This window comes from Nostoc edaphicum CCNP1411, from assembly GCF_014023275.1.
Taxonomy (GTDB): Bacteria; Cyanobacteriota; Cyanobacteriia; order Cyanobacteriales; family Nostocaceae; genus Nostoc; species Nostoc edaphicum_A.
The window spans coordinates 6772542-6790711 of sequence record NZ_CP054698.1; the positions used below are offsets into that span (position 1 = coordinate 6772542).

Below are 18170 nucleotides of genomic sequence, written 5' to 3' on the forward strand. Positions count from 1 at the left end.
TGGTTATATCTTTTTGAATTTATCTAATTCTTTATCCGCAAAAACTTCTTGAGCTATCCGCATTGGGAGATGTTCTGCATATAGGCGTTCTCCTATAGGTTCTCGGAGACGTAAGCTATAAAGTGGTTCACCTTCTGATTCTTTATCCTCAATTAAATAAACCTGTTCTGGTGCATAGCTTCGCAACAAACGCACCTGCAAACAGGTTTTTAAATCCCGTGAAGAAATAGATAGGGGTGAATCTTGTCCAAATAATTCACAAGCCACTTTCCAAGCGTGGTTAACCGCCACAATTTCTTTAACCAATTTCTCCACCGAGGGGTAAAGTAGTTTTGCGGTTTCACTAATCAATATTTTTGACCTACCTGCTTGAGCTTCAATAGGTCTATAATTCCCAAAATGGGAACTTTTATTTAACTTTTATTAGTAAATCTATTTTGATAAAAGTAGTTTTTGATACTAAACCACTCTTTGGGCGTTGAAAAAATGTAGAGTGTGTTATTGCTGTTACTGTGTTAACGTAACCAAAAACCTGAATAAGTACACACACAAACAAGTCACCAGCTTTATCCCAATACGCTTGAGATAAGCCAGAAACCCCTCATGTAGAGACGCGATTTATCGCGTCTAAAAACTGACACGTTAGAGAGACGCGATAAATCGCCGTCTCTACAAAGAATGTACTCGTCAATTATTCTTTGACAGACTACTCCGACTTGTCTGTACACCGTAGCCTTACTAACCAGAGGGATGTCTGATAGGACAGGGTGAGGTTTTTACTGTAAAATCAAACAGCGATCGCTCTCCTAAATGCTGTCTTATAGTAAAAATTAGATAAAATGATGCGATCGCTACTATTATCTTTTAGTAGCTCAACATTACCATTGCGAATTCAATACTTTAAGGGCAATTGAATTTACTACTACTCAACTAAAAATCTCACAAAATCTCTGCCAACTTTACCACCAGAGTATTTGCTAAATCCAAGAACCTGATATCATCAGTATCAATACTATTTCCTTCACCAGCTAATAAGCTTCTCACAGCAGATAACCTGTCATCTACTTCAGAAATTCTCCAAGATTGTTCTAAGTTTACTGCGAAATCAAACAGCGATCGCTCTCCTAAATGCTGTCTTACCCTAACAGCTACACTATCATTACTTACCAAAAACTCTTTAATAGTATCTAATTGAAAATTACCTAATATTTCTTCATGTCCCCACGTCTCTAGCCAGTCTCCATCGACATCTTCAACGTAAATATTGACAAAATCAACGCCGTAAGTTAGCCAGTTCTGCTGCATTTGTCGCGCTGTTGCTAAAGCTTCAGCAAATGTATCTACTTGATTGTTGCAGTGAGTTTCTCTTTTGTTAGCCATAAAAGCCGTAATTAGCACGTAAGTATATAGGCTAGAACACAAACCTTGAGTATCGAATTCCAGAAGTTTCACGAAAATTTTAAATATTTGCCACCAGAAAGGTAATCACTGTTATACAGGGCCACGTTGACTAACTGGTTGACAAAATTAGCGTCCTTGGGATTGTAACTTAAGAACAGTCCTCTTTCTATTTCCCACGATCGCAGTGTATTTTGCCAAGCTTGGTACTTTTGATAATTAAGTTCTTCAGATACACTAGTTACTTGAATGCACAGTGGTTGATTGTTACGACTACTTACAATTAGGTCTGTTGCCATCGATAGGTCGGCGATATAACGCTGCCAAAAACTACCTTCTCGACTGACGACATCTTGGGCTATTGATTTAATGATATCATCATCAACCTGATTAAATTCGCCTGCCATCAATTTTTGTTTCCAAATATAAAACTTGGAGTCACTTGCATTAATCCATCTAGGAAAGAGATAACCATACCAATATCTCTCAATGGGTGTCATTTGCTCGAACTTTGCTTTTTGTTCTTCCAAAGGTAAGGATTTGATGATCAGCCAAATGGTAGAATCCGTAATCACCTCTAAGAGAAAGGCAATGACAAAGGGTTTTGCAGTCAGAGAACCTGGCTTGATATTCTTTACCCAACGATTAATTTCATCTAATTTTTTCGCTAAATTATGATCTATCGAGGAGGCTTGCTCGATAAGGGACTTTAGCTTATCCTTAATCTCTTTTGCTTGCAAACGATGCCCTACTTTCAGAAGATAACTCTTTTTTACACACTTATAACTAAATCTTAACTTGAAAATGTACTTAATTAATTTCCTGATGTCATTAAATATTCTCTAGGTTGATGCCCTGTGTACGTAAAACCTCCCGTAGTCGAGCAATTTCTTGCTCTGCCTGTTGGGCGCGTCTTTCTGCCTGGTCAGCACGTAAACGTTCTTGTTCAGCCAATTCTTCTGATGATAGTATCAATTGATTTTCAGTAGTGAAGAATCTTAATTTACCTTCATAAACTCCCAAATAAAGTTCTAACTGCTGACTCCACAAACGTCCATCAGTGGTTACTTGGATTTCTTGATACTTACCATCAACTAAATGAAATCCCTGAAGTTCCATTGTTACAGGATCAAACCAGAAATAGTCTGGTGTACGGAAGGTATCTTGATAAACTTGTTTTTTTAAACCTTTATCAACGGCTGTCGTTGAACTTGACAAAATTTCCACAATCAGGTTGGGATATTTGCCGTCTTCTTGCCAAACTACCCAACTTTTACGGTCTTTTTTCTCGGTTCCCAAAACTACAAAAAAGTCTGGGCCGCGGAAATGTTCTGATTTTTTCTGGTTAGGACTGTAATGAAGAGTGCTGAGTTCCGAGTGCTGAGTGCTGAGTTAAAAACTGCCCACACTCTTGCGGGGCTTTTACCCAGTGCGAAAGTACTGAGTACTCAACTTCAAAACTCAGCACTGAGTCTTGTAAATCGTCAAATTGCCAGAAGCATAGAAATCTTGCCTTTCTCGCCACCATAATTTAAGTATGCGAATCAGCAAATCGATTTCTTCTCGGTGTAGGTCACTTTCTAAGGGTAGTTCGCTACTCAGTATATCGCCAGGAGGAAAAATAACTTCCTCCTCTGAAATATTATCAGAGATAAATTCTAGGGTAGCAGGTTCAGACATTAGCGATCGCCCCGCAATTCTACGTTTATTTTACTGAAAATTCGGTAACTTACAAATGGCTTTGAAAACTTGCAATAATTCAATTGCATCTGGAGATTGAATCAAATTTAATAATGGCATTAACTCATAAGTTGACTGGTTGTCATGTCTTAGATAAACAAATTGATAAAGCTGTCCATTAGTTACCAAACCCCAAACTGATGGTTGTTGATCTAAACTTTTAAAAGCATAAGTGAGTAATTGAGGTAAACCTTCAATCACATTGACCGAACTATTTTTTGTTTCAATCACTAGAACCCAAAATGGCGGCGCAATATTACTTTGAGGACTGTTGATTGCTAAAATATCCATCCGTCCGGTAATTCTTCTGTCTTCATCCTCAACTGCGATCGCAATGCTATCTTCCATTGTCAACCGAATCGGCACATCGTAAAATCCAGCTAGCCTCATTAATGGTGCGATCGTTAAGAATTTAACCAACCCTTCAGAAATTTTCCCTGCGCTTAAATAACGATCAAAGTCGTTTCTGATTCGTAATAAATCCTGCTGTTCAAACTCAGAGAGTGGTTCTAGAGTTAAGAAGTCTGTAAATGCAGCATTTGAAAGCTTTTCTAGTTTAAGAAAGCGATGAACATCGTTGAGAGATAAACTGCTGGCTTCAACGGTAAGCGTCATAATTTCAGCCTTTGTTTGTCAATACTACTTACAATATTGCAACATTCCTGGTAGATAGGTTGTAAAACGTCTTTAAATTTTTTAATCGCTTGCTTTCGGTAGATGAAAATGAATGTAAACTAAATAACTCGGCAATTTCTACCTAGCTTAACGAAAATCTAAACACCGTCTAGCACAACTAAACTAAAAATAGTTTTCAGTAACAATACCGTTTGTAAATGTAATCATGTCTCAACCAACTATAGAATCAATCCTACAAGAGAATCGTCTCTTTCACCCTAGCTCGGAATTCTCACAAAACGCCCATATCAAAAGCTTGGATGACTATCAGCGCCTCTACAACAAAGCCAAAGCTGATCCGCAGCAATTTTGGGCAGATTTGGCTGGAACAGAACTAGAATGGTTCCAAAAATGGGATACAGTATTAGACTGGCAGCCACCTTTTGCTAAGTGGTTTGTTGGCGGTAAGATGAATATTTCTTACAACTGCCTTGACAGACATCTCACTACTTGGCGCAAAAATAAAGCAGCATTGATTTGGGAAGGAGAACCAGGGGATTCGCGTACTCTCACATACTCCCAACTGCACCGGGAAGTTTGCCAGTTTGCTAATGTATTGAAGCAACTGGGTGTCCAAAAAGGCGATCGCGTTGGTATATATATGCCAATGATTCCCGAAGCTGCGATCGCCATGTTAGCCTGTGCCAGAATTGGCGCACCTCATAGTGTGGTATTTGGTGGTTTTAGTGCCGAAGCTTTGCGCGATCGCTTAATCGATGCCACAGCTAAACTAGTAATTACGGCTGATGGTGGTTGGCGCAAAGATGCGATCGTTCCTCTCAAGGAACAGGTAGACAAAGCCTTAGCTGATGGTGCTGTTCCCAGTGTCGAAAATGTCCTAGTTGTCAAACGCACCGGACAAGAAACTGATATGCAGTTGGGCGGACGCGATCATTGGTGGCATGATTTGCAAAAAGGAGTATCAGCAGATTGTCCCGCCGAACCGATGGACAGTGAAGATATGCTGTTTGTCCTCTACACTTCCGGCAGCACGGGCAAACCGAAGGGTGTAGTCCATACAACTGCTGGTTATAATCTGTATACCCATATCACCACCAAGTGGATCTTTGACCTGCAAGATACGGATGTATATTGGTGTACCGCCGATGTGGGTTGGATTACGGGACACAGCTACATTGTTTACGGCCCCCTTTCCAACGGTGCAACCACGGTGATGTATGAAGGTGCGCCTCGTGCTTCTAATCCTGGCTGTTTCTGGGATGTAATTGAAAAATACGGCGTTAATATTTTTTATACCGCACCTACGGCAATTCGGGCATTCATTAAGATGGGTGAACAACATCCGAATGCGCGAAACCTCTCTTCGTTGCGTTTGCTGGGAACCGTCGGCGAACCAATTAACCCAGAGGCTTGGATGTGGTATCACAAAGTAATTGGTGGCGATCGCTGTCCAATCGTTGATACTTGGTGGCAAACAGAAACTGGCGGTATCATGATTACACCATTACCAGGGGCGATTCCCACCAAACCCGGTTCCGCAACTCTTCCCTTCCCTGGAATTATCGCAGATGTTGTGGATTTGGAAGGAAACACTGTACCCAATAACGAAGGCGGTTATCTAGCAGTCCGCCATCCTTGGCCAGGAATGATGCGGACAGTTTACGGCGATCCAGAACGCTTCCGCCGCACCTACTGGGAACACATTCCACCCCAAGATGGTAAATATACTTACTTTGCTGGTGATGGCGCAAGACAAGATGAAGACGGCTACTTTTGGGTAATGGGTCGTGTGGATGACGTACTGAATGTATCAGGACACCGACTTGGGACAATGGAAGTAGAATCAGCCTTGGTTTCTCACCCAGCAGTTGCAGAAGCGGCGGTAGTGGGTAAACCTGATGATCTTAAGGGTGAAGAAGTAGTTGCTTTTGTGACTCTAGAAGGCACTTATCAGGGAAGTGAGGAACTGATTAAAGAACTCAAACTGCACGTTGTTAAAGAAATAGGTGCGATCGCACGTCCGGGAGAAATCCGCTTTACCGATGCTTTGCCCAAAACGCGATCGGGTAAGATTATGCGGCGCTTGCTGCGGAATCTAGCTGCCGGTCAAGAGGTATCTGGAGATACTTCGACATTGGAAGACAGAAGCGTGTTGGATAAATTACGGGAAGGCGCATGAAGAGTTAAAAGTTAAAAGGGCGGTTAGAAACCGTGTCTACACAAACAAAACCCACCTCCGTGGGTTTCAAACCCTCAATTTTTTCTTAGTCCGCCTCTGCGGACTTTGCCTGTGTAGCCGCGAATTCTATTCGCTCTGGCTCTCATTTATATATGCGACCCTTACCGGTCTGTCTTGTGACGCATTACGCGCTAACACACGCCAATTTATCATAAAGATAAGAACATTATTGAGGCACTTAGGGCCATGAAGGTGAAGCACAAACCCAAATCAGCATTTGTTCAATCTTTTAGCGGCATGATGCTGAGTATCATAACTGTAGTTGGTCTATCACCATTAGTATTAGCGGTTCCTGCCAAAGTTTCTTTGCATACGCCAGAACAGAATGCACAGAAACAACCACAAAAACTAGCACAGTTTTCCGATACAGGGCCATCAGAGCGATCGCAACTCCTGCAACAAGCCAATGCTTTGTTGAACCAGGGAGACTTGACAGGTGCGGAGGAAAATTTACGCAAATTAATTAAACAATTCCCAAAAGATACCTTTGGACACTTTCAACTAGGAAATGTGCTTTTTCGCCAAAAGAAACCAGAAGAAGCAATTAGCGCCTATCAAGAAGCCATTCGCCTCCAGCCAAAATACGCTCTAGCTCACAATGCGATCGGTATGGTTTATGCAAGCCAAAGTCGCTGGGAAGAAGCCATTGCTGAATATAAAAAAGCTCTAGACATTAATCCTAATTATGCCGAGGGGCTGACTAATTTTGCACTGGCATTGTGGCAAACAAATAAAAAAGATGAGGCACTATCTTCTTTAGAAAAAGCTTTAAATATTTTCAAAGAACAAAATAGAGGTGAAAAAGTTAACCAAGTAGAACGAATTTTGAAAGAGATCAAAACTGCTGATGATCCTGGTATTTCGTGAGAATCACATTATTCAGTGGATAAAAGCTAAAAAGAGTTGTTGCAATCGGCTTTAAGGATAGGCGTGTCTGAGATAACTTGCGGAAAGGAGGATAAGGATAGTTTCACGCAAAGGCGCAAAGGTTTTTAGAAACTTTGCGTCCTGCAATAAAAATGTAAAAATGAATTATGAAAATAGATAGGTAATAAGGTATCATTGCGGTTATATTTTAAGCTTTCACCTAAAGAGATTGTAAACCGCAGCAGTTTGCCCACCAGATACTTCTTGTGGTTTTTTCTCATGTCCATCACGAATATAAAGCTTGTCTCCATACCATACAGGCTCATTACCAGCTTTAATCTCAATCATTAATACTGTATGTTCCATATATGTTAGCGGAGTTAAACTTGTATTAACTGCTGTCTTTAACCATTCTGGTAATTTTGAATCGCGAATTTTTCTGCTGATAGAAAGAATGTAATCATCAAGGCTAATATCTTTTAAACGTGCTTCTCGCTCTAAACCCACAATACCAAATGTAAAAAAACGAGGAGCAGTAATATTGTCCAACTTTTCAATGCGTTGAGTATCTTGTTCTTTATCAGTAACACCAATAAATATATATCCCTTTTTTCCTTTTCCTAAATTTGCTATTGCAGCAATATTTTGTATAATTTTTTCTAAGTTTTGCTCATCAAATCTTCTATTTTTCTCTTCTAAAGTATACAGTCCCTGTTTGAAATCATAATTAGGTGCTTCTGTTTTTGAACGTCTCAAGTAATTTTCAAAATCAATAGCATATGATCCACTACTGCGAGTTGGACTATTGGAATGCTTAAAATAATTTTGAATCAATCCTTTAGTAAGACCAATATTGTCGATTCTATTTTCCGTCTTAACAGTAGGACTCATTTTAATTTTGGTTATTAAATTTTGAACAGCAGCAAAAACTTTTTCGTACTCAAAAGGCTCCTTAGATTCTTTGATAAGAAGTTCATAAAAAGACATAAATAATGTATAAAAAGGCTCTTTTACTGGATTACTTCCTCCAGACTTACGGCTTAAAATATTTCTTAAAAAGTTATTTTGTTTTGATATATTAACAGCATTGATAGCATTTATTATATGAGATAAAACTGTTTTTATATCTTGTTGAAGATTATCTTCTCCATATTTAGCAATAGCCAATTCTATTTTATCTGATTTATTATTATCACCTTTTCCATAGTAAGCATCAAAGTTTTCTTTGCTAGCTGCGAAAGGTTCTCCTAGTGCTATAGAAAGTATTATATCTGCTAGTAACTGTTCATCCTCACTATCTCGAAGACCAGAAATACGTAGTATTCCTTGATTGCACCAAAATGTATCTTCTGCATAAACTCCATATCCAAGATCAATAGATTTGGCATCAATACTAATCTCAGGCATCTCAGTGAGAGGAAGTTCTTCTCGTGAGACATCCCCACGAATTTCAGCTGCAAGAAACCTAACCAAAGTTGAAAACTTTGTCGTGACTCCAGCTTGTCTTACTTCTTGAGGTGATAGATGTTTACCATTTGAATTGATTCGATTGAAAATATCCTCAATTTCATCAATTAAATTGGCTCTGTATATTGTTACTGCAACGGAATACTCTAAGAACTTTGCACAAATATCAGAATCCCAACAAGTGTATTTAGTAGCATCTACTGGCTTAAATACTTTTGCTTGACTCAACTCGTATGCAAAAGGATGTTTGGTAACATCAAAATATTTTTCTTGGACAGAAAACTCATTTTCTATGAAACTAAATATTGCATTAAGTCTTTGCATACCATCAATTATTTCATATACCTCTTCTCCATCACTATCATTAAAGACTCCCAATAATATTAATGGAATAGGATAATTAAGTAATAAGCTTTCAATAAGACGAGTTTTTTCACTTTTTGTCCAAACAAGCTTACGTTGATATCTACGATTGACAATTAACTTTTCTGTTCTATAAAGACGATATAATTCTAGTACGCTTGTACCTTTCGGAGTAATGCTCATAATATTTTTTCTACTTTGATTTAGATTAAAAATTTTTGACTGTAATTAAAACAGGGTCGATACCTATTTCATCGCTTGCTCTTAGCTTTAAGGCTTTTTGTATAATATAGCACAGAAAATTAGATCGTAACCTGTTAATATGCAGTTACTTTGATTGCATTTATAACAAAACTCGTTATTGTAACTGATGCAATCATCCAAAACAGTCCAGTTGCCTATCTACAATAAGATTTAGAGGCAATCTTGACCACTCTTATTTATGACTTTCTTATCAGCATTAACTTTACCTGATCACACCCAGTTACCAGACTCAGATGGTACATTTGTGAAAAATCTTCAGGAGCATCCACAAAGTATTTTAATCACAGATTCAATTAAACCTGTTCTAGAGAAACTTCATCCTGATAGTCAATATTGTATTGGACAAGATTCTGGCATCTACTGGGGATTGACAGATCCTCCTGAAAAGGGCGCTGAAGCACCAGACTGGTTTTATGTACCCAATGTACCACCGACACTTAACGGTAAAATGCGCCGTTCTTATGTGCTGTGGAAGGAATATATTGCACCCTTGATTGTGCTGGAATTTGTCTCTGGAGATGGTTCAGAAGAACGAGATAACACACCACCATCTCAAGGGGAAGGTGGAAATGTTGGGAAGTTTTGGGTTTACGAGCAGGCTATTCGAGTGCCTTATTATGGGATTTATGAAGTAGCAAAAGCGCAAGTGGAAGTTTACCACTTAGTCGATAATAGTTATCAACTGATGAAACCCAATGAACGGGGACATTACCCAATTGTTCCTATGGATGTAGAGTTAGGAATCTGGCAAGGATTTTATCAGAATGCAGAGTTACCTTGGTTGCGCTGGTGGGATGCACAAGGAAATTTACTGCTAACGGGTGAGGAACGTGCTGTGATTGAGCGACAAAAGCGGGAGAGAATTGTAGAGAAATTGCGTACTCTCTCTACTGAACAACTCAACGCTTTAGGAATTGACCCAGAAATGCTAGATTAGGAAATATTCTCATCTATCAAAGTTACATCTTCGTATATTTCTGCGATCGCACAACGAAAATCAACGCTAGCTAAATGCACTTCTTCCCCTTTTTCATAAGGGTAAAGTACCCAATGTCCTTCGTCATTGCGGCGGAAGCATTCTACACTCATTCGGTCTGGTGAAATTAGCACATATTCTTGTAGTGATTCTAAGTGTCGGTAACTAGCAAATTTCTTCCCTCTGTCATAGCCTTCTGTTGACTCAGAAAGCACTTCGATAATTAAGCAAGGATAACACTTAAAATATTCAAATTCTTTATCTCGTATATCGCAAGTCACCATTGCATCTGGATAAAAATAGCGGTTGATGACATCAATTTGTGCTTTCATATCTAACATATAGACACGGCATCCACTACCCCGGAGATGGTTACGCAGCAGCATAGATACATTTAGGCTAACTGTAACATGAGCGTCACTTGCTCCTGCCATTGCGTAGACTTGACCATCAATATATTCGTGTTTGATTTCACTAAATTTCTCGCCCTCTAAATATTCTTCTGGGGAGATATAGTACTCACTTTGGCTAGTGGCCATTTTAGTACCTTAGTAGCTTTATCAAACATTTTAACCCATAGAACAAATCTAATGAGCGACAGCGCCAGCAGTTGGCTTCACCTTTTTGAAGAATAAAACGGCAATTCCACTAAGCAACAATGCAATGCCAATAAAGTAGAAACAATCGTTAAAAGCCATCACAAATGCTTCTCGGCGGACGATGTTGGATATAGATGCGATCGCTTGATTTTGCGCTGTACTCAAATCTGCTCCTCGACTGATAAAATACTGTGTCATTTGGTCAATTCGCTGTTGAGTTTCTGGGTTATATAAAGATATTCCATCACCCAATCTATTCGAGTGGAATTGTTCTCTATTACTTAATAAAGTTGCTAAAGATGCAATTCCTATAGAACCGCCCATATTCCGCATCATATTAAATAAACCACTTGCCGAACCTGCTTCTTTTGGACTTAATCCAGCAGTAGCGATAGATGTCAGTGGTACCATAATTAGAGGTTGTCCCATTGCACGCACAAATTGCGACCAGCGTAACTGATCTAATCCTGTTTCATTCGTCATTCCAGAGTTCATAAATGCACTGATGGAAAACAATGTTACACCAACAGCTACCATTAACCGCACATCAATGCGTTGCATCAATTTGGGTATGAGGGGAATAATAAACAATTGGGGAATACCAGCCCAAATTAGTACTTCACCAATTTGCAGCGCATTGTACTTTTGAATTTGGGCGAGATACAGCGGTAAAATATAAATTGAACCATACAATCCTACTCCCAGCGACACATTGACAATACTGGCTAAACCAAAGTTACGCTTAAATAAAAGTCGTAAATTAATAAATGGTTGCTTCCGAGTTAATTCTATAAAGAAAAATATCGCCAAAAAAATTACTGCGATCGCACTTAATCGCAAAATCAGCGCTGAACTAAACCAATCTTTGCGGCTACCTTCTTCTAAAACAATTTGTAGGGAACCTAACCCAAGAGCCATTGCAATAATTCCCCACCAATCACCTTGTTTCAGTAAACTAATTTGGGGACGTTCTTGCTTAATTCCATACCAAACACCAGCCAGCATTAATGCCCCTGGAATTAAATTTATATAAAAGTTGTATTCCCAACCAAAGTTTTCTGTTAACCAACCTCCCAATGTCGGGCCAATTGAGGGTGCAAAAACTGCACTAAATCCAAATGCAGCCAGTCCAACTGATTGCTTAGATTGGGGTAAAGTTGTTAAAACAACTGTCATAGCGGTGGGAATTAATACTCCCCCACTAAAACCTTGTAAGGCGCGAAATAAAATCATGGAATTGAGATTCCACGACCAAGCACAGCATATAGAAAAGAAAATAAATAGTGCAGTATTTACTAACAGATAACGCCGCAGAGAAAACACCCGTGATAACCATCCTGTGAGAGGAATTACCACAATTTCTGCCACGAGATACGCTGTAGAAATCCAAGAACCTTCTTCTAGAGTTGCTCCCAAACTTGCTTGAATATCTTGCAGCGAAGCATTAGTTATTTGAATATCTAATACCGCCATAAATGCGCCAAGCATACTGGCTAATACACCAATCCACGTTTTTATCGGGACACGTTCTGGCGGCGCTTGCTGATAAATTACACCTGTATTAGCCATAGTGCTTTTCCTGTTTTAAAGTTATTTGTCATTTGTCATTCGTCATTAGTAATGGTTTTAAGAGGATGTTTCAAAAGTATTTTTCTGTAACTTTAGGCACTTTTGATCCCCCCTAACCCCCCTTAAAAAGGGGGGGAACCGGAGTCAAAGTCCCCCTTTTTAAGGGGGATTTAGGGGGATCTAAAACTTTATGATGCCGACAAGAGGACTTTTCAAACAACCTCTAAGCCGACTTACTTACGTTTCATAACATAATTTGGTTTACTCCCACCAATTTACTTAGCACAAATTCTGATGATTAAATATTATTGAATTTTTCGTCATTATTCGTTTATCTTGTGACAAATAACCAATAACCAATGACCAATGACAAATTACAAATGACCAATGACAAATGACCAATGACCTACTTAACTTCCACAGCAACTTCCGCAGACATCCCCGGTGTAATCCGCGATTCGTAACCTTGAATACTCTTTTGGTCAAAAACTATTTTTACTGGGATGCGCTGCACAACTTTGGTAAAGTTACCTGTAGCGTTATCCGGTGGCAATAAGGCAAATTGAGCGCCGGAAGCTGGCGAAATACTGTCAACACGACCAATAAAGGTATGATGAGGGAAAGCATCTAGCTTGATTTCTACTGGCTCTTGTGGCCGCATCTTTTCTAATTGAGTTTCTTTGAAGTTTGCAATTACCCAATAGCTGTTATCCACGATCGCCATTAATGGTGTTCCCGATTGGACTCGGTTGCCAACTTCCACGTTTTTTCTACCTATGCGTCCGGCACTGGGTGCGGTAATGTTGGCATAAGATAGTTGCAATTGTGCGTCTTTAAGCGATGCTTCTGATTGTGCGATCGCAGCTTTTGCCGCTTCGTATTGACTACGTTTGACTGTTGTATCTTGTCCGCCGGCGGTAGCTTGTTGCAATCCTCCTTTGGATGCTGCCAATTTAGCTTGGGCGCTGACTACATTTTCTTGCGCTTGTGCTAATTGAGATTGGGCTTGGGCTACACCAACTTTGGCGGAGGCTAACTTGGCTTGGGCTTGTTCTACTCCCTGAATGGCGGCGTTTTTTTGTGCGGAAGCGACATCATAATCTGCTTTAGCGGTGTCTAACTGCTGACGAGCGATCGCACCTGTTTTATACAACTCATTGTAACGATTGTAATCTGTTTGAGCTTTTTCCAAATTCGCATTGGCTTGCGCTACCTGCGCTTGGGCGGCGGGAATCCCTGCTTGGGCTAGTCTGACTTGGGCTTGGGCTGCGGGTATCCCAGCTTGGGCTTCTTGTACTGCTGCTTGGGCTGTGGAAATTGCTGCTACTGCACCGCTGACATCCCCCTGCGCTTGGGTTGTCTTCCCACTAGTGGTTTGTGAAGTTAAAGCAATATTTGCTTGGGCCGCTTGCGCTTGACTTTGAGCATTTTCTAGGGCTGCGGCGGCTTGCTGTACCTTACTTTGATAGTCCCGTGGATCTAACTCCACTAACAATTGTCCCGGTTGCACCAGTTGGTTATCATTCACAAGCACCTGACTTACAGTTCCGGGAATGCGACTACTAATTTGGTGAATATTTCCCGCAACGGTGGCGTTGTCTGTTTCCTGATGGGTAGAGGCATATTGCCAGTAGTGATAACCAAAAGTACCTGCGGCGATCGCAGCGACACCTAATCCTGCCAAAATTAAAGCAGTCGGTTTTTTCCGCTTCGGTGGAATTTCTTTCTTGATCTCAGGTGCTTCTGTTATTACAGTCACAGCTTCTAAAGTCTCTGAATCAGGAATGATTTCTTTTTCTATAACTGGGATCTTGTTTTGGTTGTGTCCGTTAAAAGTATTAGCGCTCATGATTCTTAACTCGCTTGTTCGATAATTTGATTGATAGTCGTTTATTTAGAATGCGTAATATTTCCTGAAAAAAATCTTTTTTCCTTAGTATGCGTAGTATTATCTCAAAACTAATCCTGACATCACTTCCCCCGGTCGGGTGATTATAGGATGAGCTTTTAGGGACTTCCAGAAATTAAATTATTCAATTTTGGAGCGAAGATGATCATTAGATTCTTCCTCCCCTGCTTCCCCTGCGCCCCCTGCTCCCCCTGCTTGCCAAAGCGATGGGATATTTTTTTAGTTGGAAGTCCCTTAGGAGAGGTTAGCGATCGCCCGATTCAAGATTTGGGAAAACAGTTCTCGGTCAGCAAAAGAAATACCTTCCATCGCTTCATCACGCACGGCTGCGGCGATTGGCGGTAAGACAGCTTCTAGTTCCTTACCTGCATCCGTTAGCCAAATCCGCCAGATCCGGCGATCGTGGGTATCGCGTTCTCGACGCACCAAGCCGCGTTCTTCCATGCGATCTAGTACACCTGTCAAAGTCCCTCCCACTTGTTTGAGTTTGTCCCCAATACTAGAAGTCGGTAAACCATCTTCTTGCCATAAACAGCACAAAACCAGCCAGTGAAATGGCGTCAATCCAAATGGTTCTAGCCTCTCAGTAAATTTGCGACTGAGCAATTGTGAAACTAATTTGATTCTGTAACCTAAATTGTATGGTGCCAGATTTTGCTGCCACGACTCTAAAGCTGGGGACTGATTAGATGTAGAAACCATTTAGCAAAATACTTAGTGTGCGTACTATTGTAACCAGATTAATCTTTTTTAGCAACAGTTGCTTTGCATCTATCTTAGGGAAGAACTTGAATAAACTGATACTCTTTGACTGTATCGATAATACGGTGAGGCCGAGATAATTTAGGAGACTGGTTAGTATAAATCCAAGCATAGCTTAAAGCGGGTACTTGGGAAATAGAGACAACTGGTTGAGCTTGAATAGGAAGATAGAAATCAAGCATTACTTGGATTTTATCGTCCATTTGCACAAAGTAGATCGGATGAGATTGGAGGATTGAGGCGATCGCAGGTTGTTGTAAAAAAGTTCTAAAAACAGGATTATAGTCGCTTAACAGGCCTATGCTACCTATCGCCGCCAAAGCTAGCCAACAGGGAATTAGCCAACCTGCAATCCAGTAACGGGCTGTAAGAAACTTCTTGCCAAAGTGGTAACGACTAATCCACACCCCAGGTAAAATTAGCCAACCCAATCCCATAGCAAAGCCAATAGTTGCATACTTACGGATGTCAGAACCACCCCAACTAATAATCACAATACTCGCCATAATCAGTAAAACACCTAACCCACCAAAGCCATAACTAAGATTCCGGGGAAGATTCTGCTTTGTAAAAATATTTGATACATTTTTTTTACCTTTTGGAAGAGGTAATTCTGAGGAATTTCTTGTTTGATAAATATTACCTAGCCAGTTTAAACCTACAGATGCAAGCAAAGCTATGAATGGATAAAGGAGAAGACTATAATGAGGGAAACGAGTAGTAAAAAAACTCAGTTCCAAAAATAAGACAACTGGAAAGCCAACTAATATTAAATTGTAGCGACTAATTGGACGACGGACAGTCAAAAACAAACCTAAAAGTCCGAAGAAAGCCCAAGGAAATGATTTTAAAGGAATATTCCATATATAGAATAGCGGCCCATTATCATAAGGGTCATTAGAACTTAGAAACAAAAGAAAATTGAGCAACTCTTCAAAACTCTGATTTCCATAGTGCAGCCAACTTAACCACAGCCAAACAAAAGTAGGTATTAAACCCACGAAAAATCCTAAATATAAAATTGGGTTAGTAAGATGACGATGACGGCGATGTTCCCAAATTAAATAAGGTAATAAACCTGTGATTGGCAAAAAAATCATAAAGCTTCTGACTAAGAAGCCTAAACCTAAACTTAAACCAGCTAGAAAAGTCCAAAAATAGCGATATTTAGGATGTAATTCCGTTTTAATAAAAGACCAAATAGCTAAAAGTACCAAAAGAACCATAGCTACATCAGGTGTACTTAAGCGAGAGTATTGTAGCCAGAGAAATTCTACACTTAAAATTGCAGCAGCAAGCCAAGCTAATTTTTTGCCTAGCATAATTTTGCCGATTTCATACACAAGCCATAAGCTCAAAATGCCAGCAATCATACTAGGAAGACGCGCAGTAGTATCACTAACACCAAATATCTGGTAAAAACTAGCAATTAACCAATAAGGGCCAGGGGTTTTGTGATGTGCCTTTTCCCAAGGAGCTATCCAATTACCAGAATCAAACATCAGACGGGCCCGCGAAGCATAAAGAGCTTCATCGTGTGCCATCAGACTATTGTGCCCAGAAGTAAATAATAATAAGGGAAGTATCCAAACCAACAAACTAAAATAGGGTAATGATCCGACTAGGCGGATTTGACGCCAAATATACTGTAACAAGGGTAGTTTATATAACATTTAATTGATAAAAATTGAATCCTGCTACTTAGATTCGTTTAAGTGTCCTGCTGTTATTAAAATATCTTACATAGGGATTGTTGAAAAATACCTGAAATTGCCGTTTTTTTCGGAAACAGTCTTCCAAAATAGGGATTTATGCAGTTAAGACCGAATCAACGCCTGAAATTAGACGATAAAGACGATAAGCTATTCTATGCCTATCCTCGCTTCGTAACCCATGTGGATGAAGGATTTATTCAACAGTTAACGGATTTATATCGCGATCGCCTGAAACCCAACACCCGTATTTTTGATATGATGAGCAGCTGGGTGTCTCATCTACCAGAAGAGATGGAGTTTGACCATGTGGAGGGACACGGACTCAATGCCGAGGAACTAGCACGTAATCCTCGCTTAAATCATTACTTTGTCCAAAATCTTAACGAAAATCCGCAGCTACCCTTACCAGATGAAAATTTTGATGCTGTTCTCAATTGCGTATCTGTGCAGTATGTGCAATATCCAGAAGCAGTATTTTCTGAAATTTACCGCATCCTGAAACCTGGTGGTGTCGCAATTATCAGCTTTTCTAACCGAATGTTTTTTGAAAAGGCAATTCAAGCTTGGCGAGAGGCTTCAGAAGCACAGCGAGTGGAATTAGTCAAAGCTTACTTCGCCTCAATTCCAGGATTTACAACCGCAGAAGTTATAGCTCAAAAATCAACATTACCGAATTTCTTGCAGTGGTTGGGCGCACCTGGAGGAGATCCGTTTTATGCAGTTATAGCTTACCGCAGTTAAATTTATTAGTACAGCACGGCGTAAATCCAGCTATTATCTCAAAGACAAGGGAAAAATCCCCTTGTTAAAGACCGAATGGCACTAAGAAAAGATACAGCCCTTGTTCTGACTGCTTCCCAGCCTCCAGGCTGGGAATCCATTCTGGGAGGCTCCGCCTCCAGTAGCTTGAATTGAGGCAGAGCCTCTTTTAAATACATTCCCAGCCTGGAAGCTGGGAACGAGACGACACAAGCTTTTGGGCTTTTCTTAGTGTCATTCGTTAAAGACCCTTGTTATTTGTATATAGATAATTTGTATAGATGAATTATTGGTTAATGAAATCAGAACCAGAAGCCTATAGCATTGTTGACCTTCAACAGCAGAAAGAGACTATCTGGGACGGCGTTCGCAATTATCAAGCTCGCAACTTTTTGCGCCAAATGGATGAAGGAGACTTAGCTTTTTTCTATCATTCCAGCACTAATCCTCCCGGTATTGCTGGGTTAATGCGTGTAGTGAAAAAAGATATTGCTGACCCGACTCAGTTTGATGCAGAAAGTAAATACTATGACCCGAAATCAAGTTCCGAATTACCTCGGTGGCAAACAGTTGTAGTGGAGTTTGTTGAGACTTTTTCTAATCCTATCTCGCTCTCAATACTCAAAGAGAAATTTAGCGCCGAAGAGTTAATGTTGGTGAGACAAGGAAATCGGTTATCAGTAATGCCTGTCCCTGAAGCAGTAGCTTTGAAGATTCTGGCGATGAAAACCTCTTAAACCTTGTCTACCTTGAGAACCGTAGTTTTGTAGGTTGGGTGCAGCGATAGCGTAACCCAACATAAAATTTGGTGGTAATGTTGGGTTGCGTTTCACTCCACCCAACCTACATAAATATATCTTTTAAAAAACTCTAGGTTTCAACATAGATGAGGTTTAGTTAAAATAAT

15 protein-coding genes and 2 pseudogenes are annotated in these 18170 nt (G+C 40.0%); 5 read left to right on the forward strand and 12 right to left on the reverse strand.

The features are described from left to right. Positions 1 to 3: 3 nt before the first annotated feature. From HUN01_RS31410 to HUN01_RS31435, 6 genes and pseudogenes are all read right to left on the reverse strand, one after another. Positions 4 to 351, reverse strand: a complete 348-nt coding sequence (locus HUN01_RS31410; protein ID WP_181929442.1) for a hypothetical protein — start codon at positions 349 to 351, stop codon at positions 4 to 6. A gap of 588 nt (positions 352 to 939) precedes the next feature. Next, a complete protein-coding gene (locus HUN01_RS31415) occupies positions 940 to 1380 on the reverse strand; it encodes a hypothetical protein (protein WP_181932899.1) in 441 nt (146 codons plus the stop codon). 68 nt (positions 1381 to 1448) lie between these two features. Beyond that, complete coding sequence (locus tag HUN01_RS31420; RefSeq protein WP_181929443.1) at positions 1449 to 2138, reverse strand: hypothetical protein; 690 nt, start codon at positions 2136 to 2138, stop codon at positions 1449 to 1451. Positions 2139 to 2229: 91 nt separating this feature from the next. Beyond that, positions 2230 to 2754 (reverse strand): annotated as a pseudogene (locus tag HUN01_RS31425) (Uma2 family endonuclease); the annotation flags it as partial. Between the two features lie 120 nt (positions 2755 to 2874). Then, positions 2875 to 3078 (reverse strand): annotated as a pseudogene (locus tag HUN01_RS31430) (Uma2 family endonuclease); the annotation flags it as partial. A gap of 30 nt (positions 3079 to 3108) precedes the next feature. Next, the gene (locus HUN01_RS31435; RefSeq protein ID WP_181929445.1) at positions 3109 to 3753 is read right to left on the reverse strand and encodes a restriction endonuclease subunit R; all 645 of its coding nucleotides are present in this window, start codon (positions 3751 to 3753) and stop codon (positions 3109 to 3111) included. Positions 3754 to 3979: 226 nt separating this feature from the next. Between HUN01_RS31435 and acs the strand changes: the two genes are divergently transcribed. Both acs and HUN01_RS31445 read left to right on the forward strand, forming a co-directional pair. After that, on the forward strand, positions 3980 to 5953 hold the full coding sequence (gene acs / locus HUN01_RS31440) for an acetate--CoA ligase (protein ID WP_181929446.1): 1974 nt from the start codon (positions 3980 to 3982) through the stop codon (positions 5951 to 5953). Positions 5954 to 6199: 246 nt separating this feature from the next. Further along, positions 6200 to 6880: a tetratricopeptide repeat protein gene (locus HUN01_RS31445; protein ID WP_181929447.1), complete on the forward strand. Its 681-nt coding sequence runs from the start codon at positions 6200 to 6202 to the stop codon at positions 6878 to 6880. Positions 6881 to 7096: 216 nt separating this feature from the next. Here HUN01_RS31445 and HUN01_RS31450 read toward each other — a convergent pair whose 3' ends face one another. Then, positions 7097 to 8893, reverse strand: a complete 1797-nt coding sequence (locus tag HUN01_RS31450) for a GmrSD restriction endonuclease domain-containing protein (RefSeq protein ID WP_181929448.1) — start codon at positions 8891 to 8893, stop codon at positions 7097 to 7099. Positions 8894 to 9152: 259 nt separating this feature from the next. Between HUN01_RS31450 and HUN01_RS31455 the strand changes: the two genes are divergently transcribed. Beyond that, entirely contained in the window at positions 9153 to 9911 is a 759-nt protein-coding gene (locus tag HUN01_RS31455; RefSeq protein ID WP_181929449.1) for a Uma2 family endonuclease, read from the forward strand. Here HUN01_RS31455 and HUN01_RS31460 read toward each other — a convergent pair. From HUN01_RS31460 to HUN01_RS31480, 5 genes are all read right to left on the reverse strand, one after another. Beyond that, positions 9908 to 10489, reverse strand: coding sequence for a Uma2 family endonuclease (locus tag HUN01_RS31460; protein WP_181929450.1), 582 nt, complete (start codon positions 10487 to 10489; stop codon positions 9908 to 9910). The two genes, HUN01_RS31455 and HUN01_RS31460, sit on opposite strands and share 4 nt — an antisense overlap. A gap of 48 nt (positions 10490 to 10537) precedes the next feature. Continuing rightward, positions 10538 to 12118: a DHA2 family efflux MFS transporter permease subunit gene (locus tag HUN01_RS31465; protein WP_181929451.1), complete on the reverse strand. Its 1581-nt coding sequence runs from the start codon at positions 12116 to 12118 to the stop codon at positions 10538 to 10540. A gap of 406 nt (positions 12119 to 12524) precedes the next feature. Next, positions 12525 to 13967 (reverse strand): HlyD family secretion protein, encoded by a 1443-nt coding sequence (locus tag HUN01_RS31470; protein ID WP_181929452.1) that lies wholly within the window; start codon positions 13965 to 13967, stop codon positions 12525 to 12527. Between the two features lie 294 nt (positions 13968 to 14261). Further along, positions 14262 to 14729, reverse strand: coding sequence for a MarR family winged helix-turn-helix transcriptional regulator (locus HUN01_RS31475; protein WP_069068552.1), 468 nt, complete (start codon positions 14727 to 14729; stop codon positions 14262 to 14264). Between the two features lie 74 nt (positions 14730 to 14803). Next, positions 14804 to 16462 (reverse strand): ArnT family glycosyltransferase, encoded by a 1659-nt coding sequence (locus HUN01_RS31480; RefSeq protein ID WP_181929453.1) that lies wholly within the window; start codon positions 16460 to 16462, stop codon positions 14804 to 14806. Between the two features lie 138 nt (positions 16463 to 16600). On the opposite strand from HUN01_RS31480, the gene HUN01_RS31485 reads away from it, so the two are divergent. Continuing rightward, complete coding sequence (locus HUN01_RS31485; protein ID WP_181929454.1) at positions 16601 to 17245, forward strand: class I SAM-dependent methyltransferase; 645 nt, start codon at positions 16601 to 16603, stop codon at positions 17243 to 17245. A 299-nt stretch (positions 17246 to 17544) separates the two neighbouring features. After that, a complete protein-coding gene (locus HUN01_RS31490; protein WP_181929455.1) occupies positions 17545 to 18000 on the forward strand; it encodes an EVE domain-containing protein in 456 nt (151 codons plus the stop codon). Positions 18001 to 18170 lie beyond the last annotated feature (170 nt).

Coding starts and splice junctions, on each gene's coding strand:
- HUN01_RS31465 (WP_181929451.1), bottom strand. CDS start 12,118: ATGGCTAATACAGGTGTAATTTATCAGCAAGCGCCGCCAGAACGTGTC.
- HUN01_RS31415 (WP_181932899.1), bottom strand. CDS start 1,380: ATGGCTAACAAAAGAGAAACTCACTGCAACAATCAAGTAGATACATTT.
- HUN01_RS31490 (WP_181929455.1), top strand. CDS start 17,545: ATGAATTATTGGTTAATGAAATCAGAACCAGAAGCCTATAGCATTGTT.
- acs (WP_181929446.1), top strand. CDS start 3,980: ATGTCTCAACCAACTATAGAATCAATCCTACAAGAGAATCGTCTCTTT.
- HUN01_RS31445 (WP_181929447.1), top strand. CDS start 6,200: ATGAAGGTGAAGCACAAACCCAAATCAGCATTTGTTCAATCTTTTAGC.
- HUN01_RS31485 (WP_181929454.1), top strand. CDS start 16,601: ATGCAGTTAAGACCGAATCAACGCCTGAAATTAGACGATAAAGACGAT.
- HUN01_RS31450 (WP_181929448.1), bottom strand. CDS start 8,893: ATGAGCATTACTCCGAAAGGTACAAGCGTACTAGAATTATATCGTCTT.
- HUN01_RS31460 (WP_181929450.1), bottom strand. CDS start 10,489: ATGGCCACTAGCCAAAGTGAGTACTATATCTCCCCAGAAGAATATTTA.
- HUN01_RS31480 (WP_181929453.1), bottom strand. CDS start 16,462: ATGTTATATAAACTACCCTTGTTACAGTATATTTGGCGTCAAATCCGC.
- HUN01_RS31455 (WP_181929449.1), top strand. CDS start 9,153: ATGACTTTCTTATCAGCATTAACTTTACCTGATCACACCCAGTTACCA.
- HUN01_RS31475 (WP_069068552.1), bottom strand. CDS start 14,729: ATGGTTTCTACATCTAATCAGTCCCCAGCTTTAGAGTCGTGGCAGCAA.
- HUN01_RS31470 (WP_181929452.1), bottom strand. CDS start 13,967: ATGAGCGCTAATACTTTTAACGGACACAACCAAAACAAGATCCCAGTT.
- HUN01_RS31435 (WP_181929445.1), bottom strand. CDS start 3,753: ATGACGCTTACCGTTGAAGCCAGCAGTTTATCTCTCAACGATGTTCAT.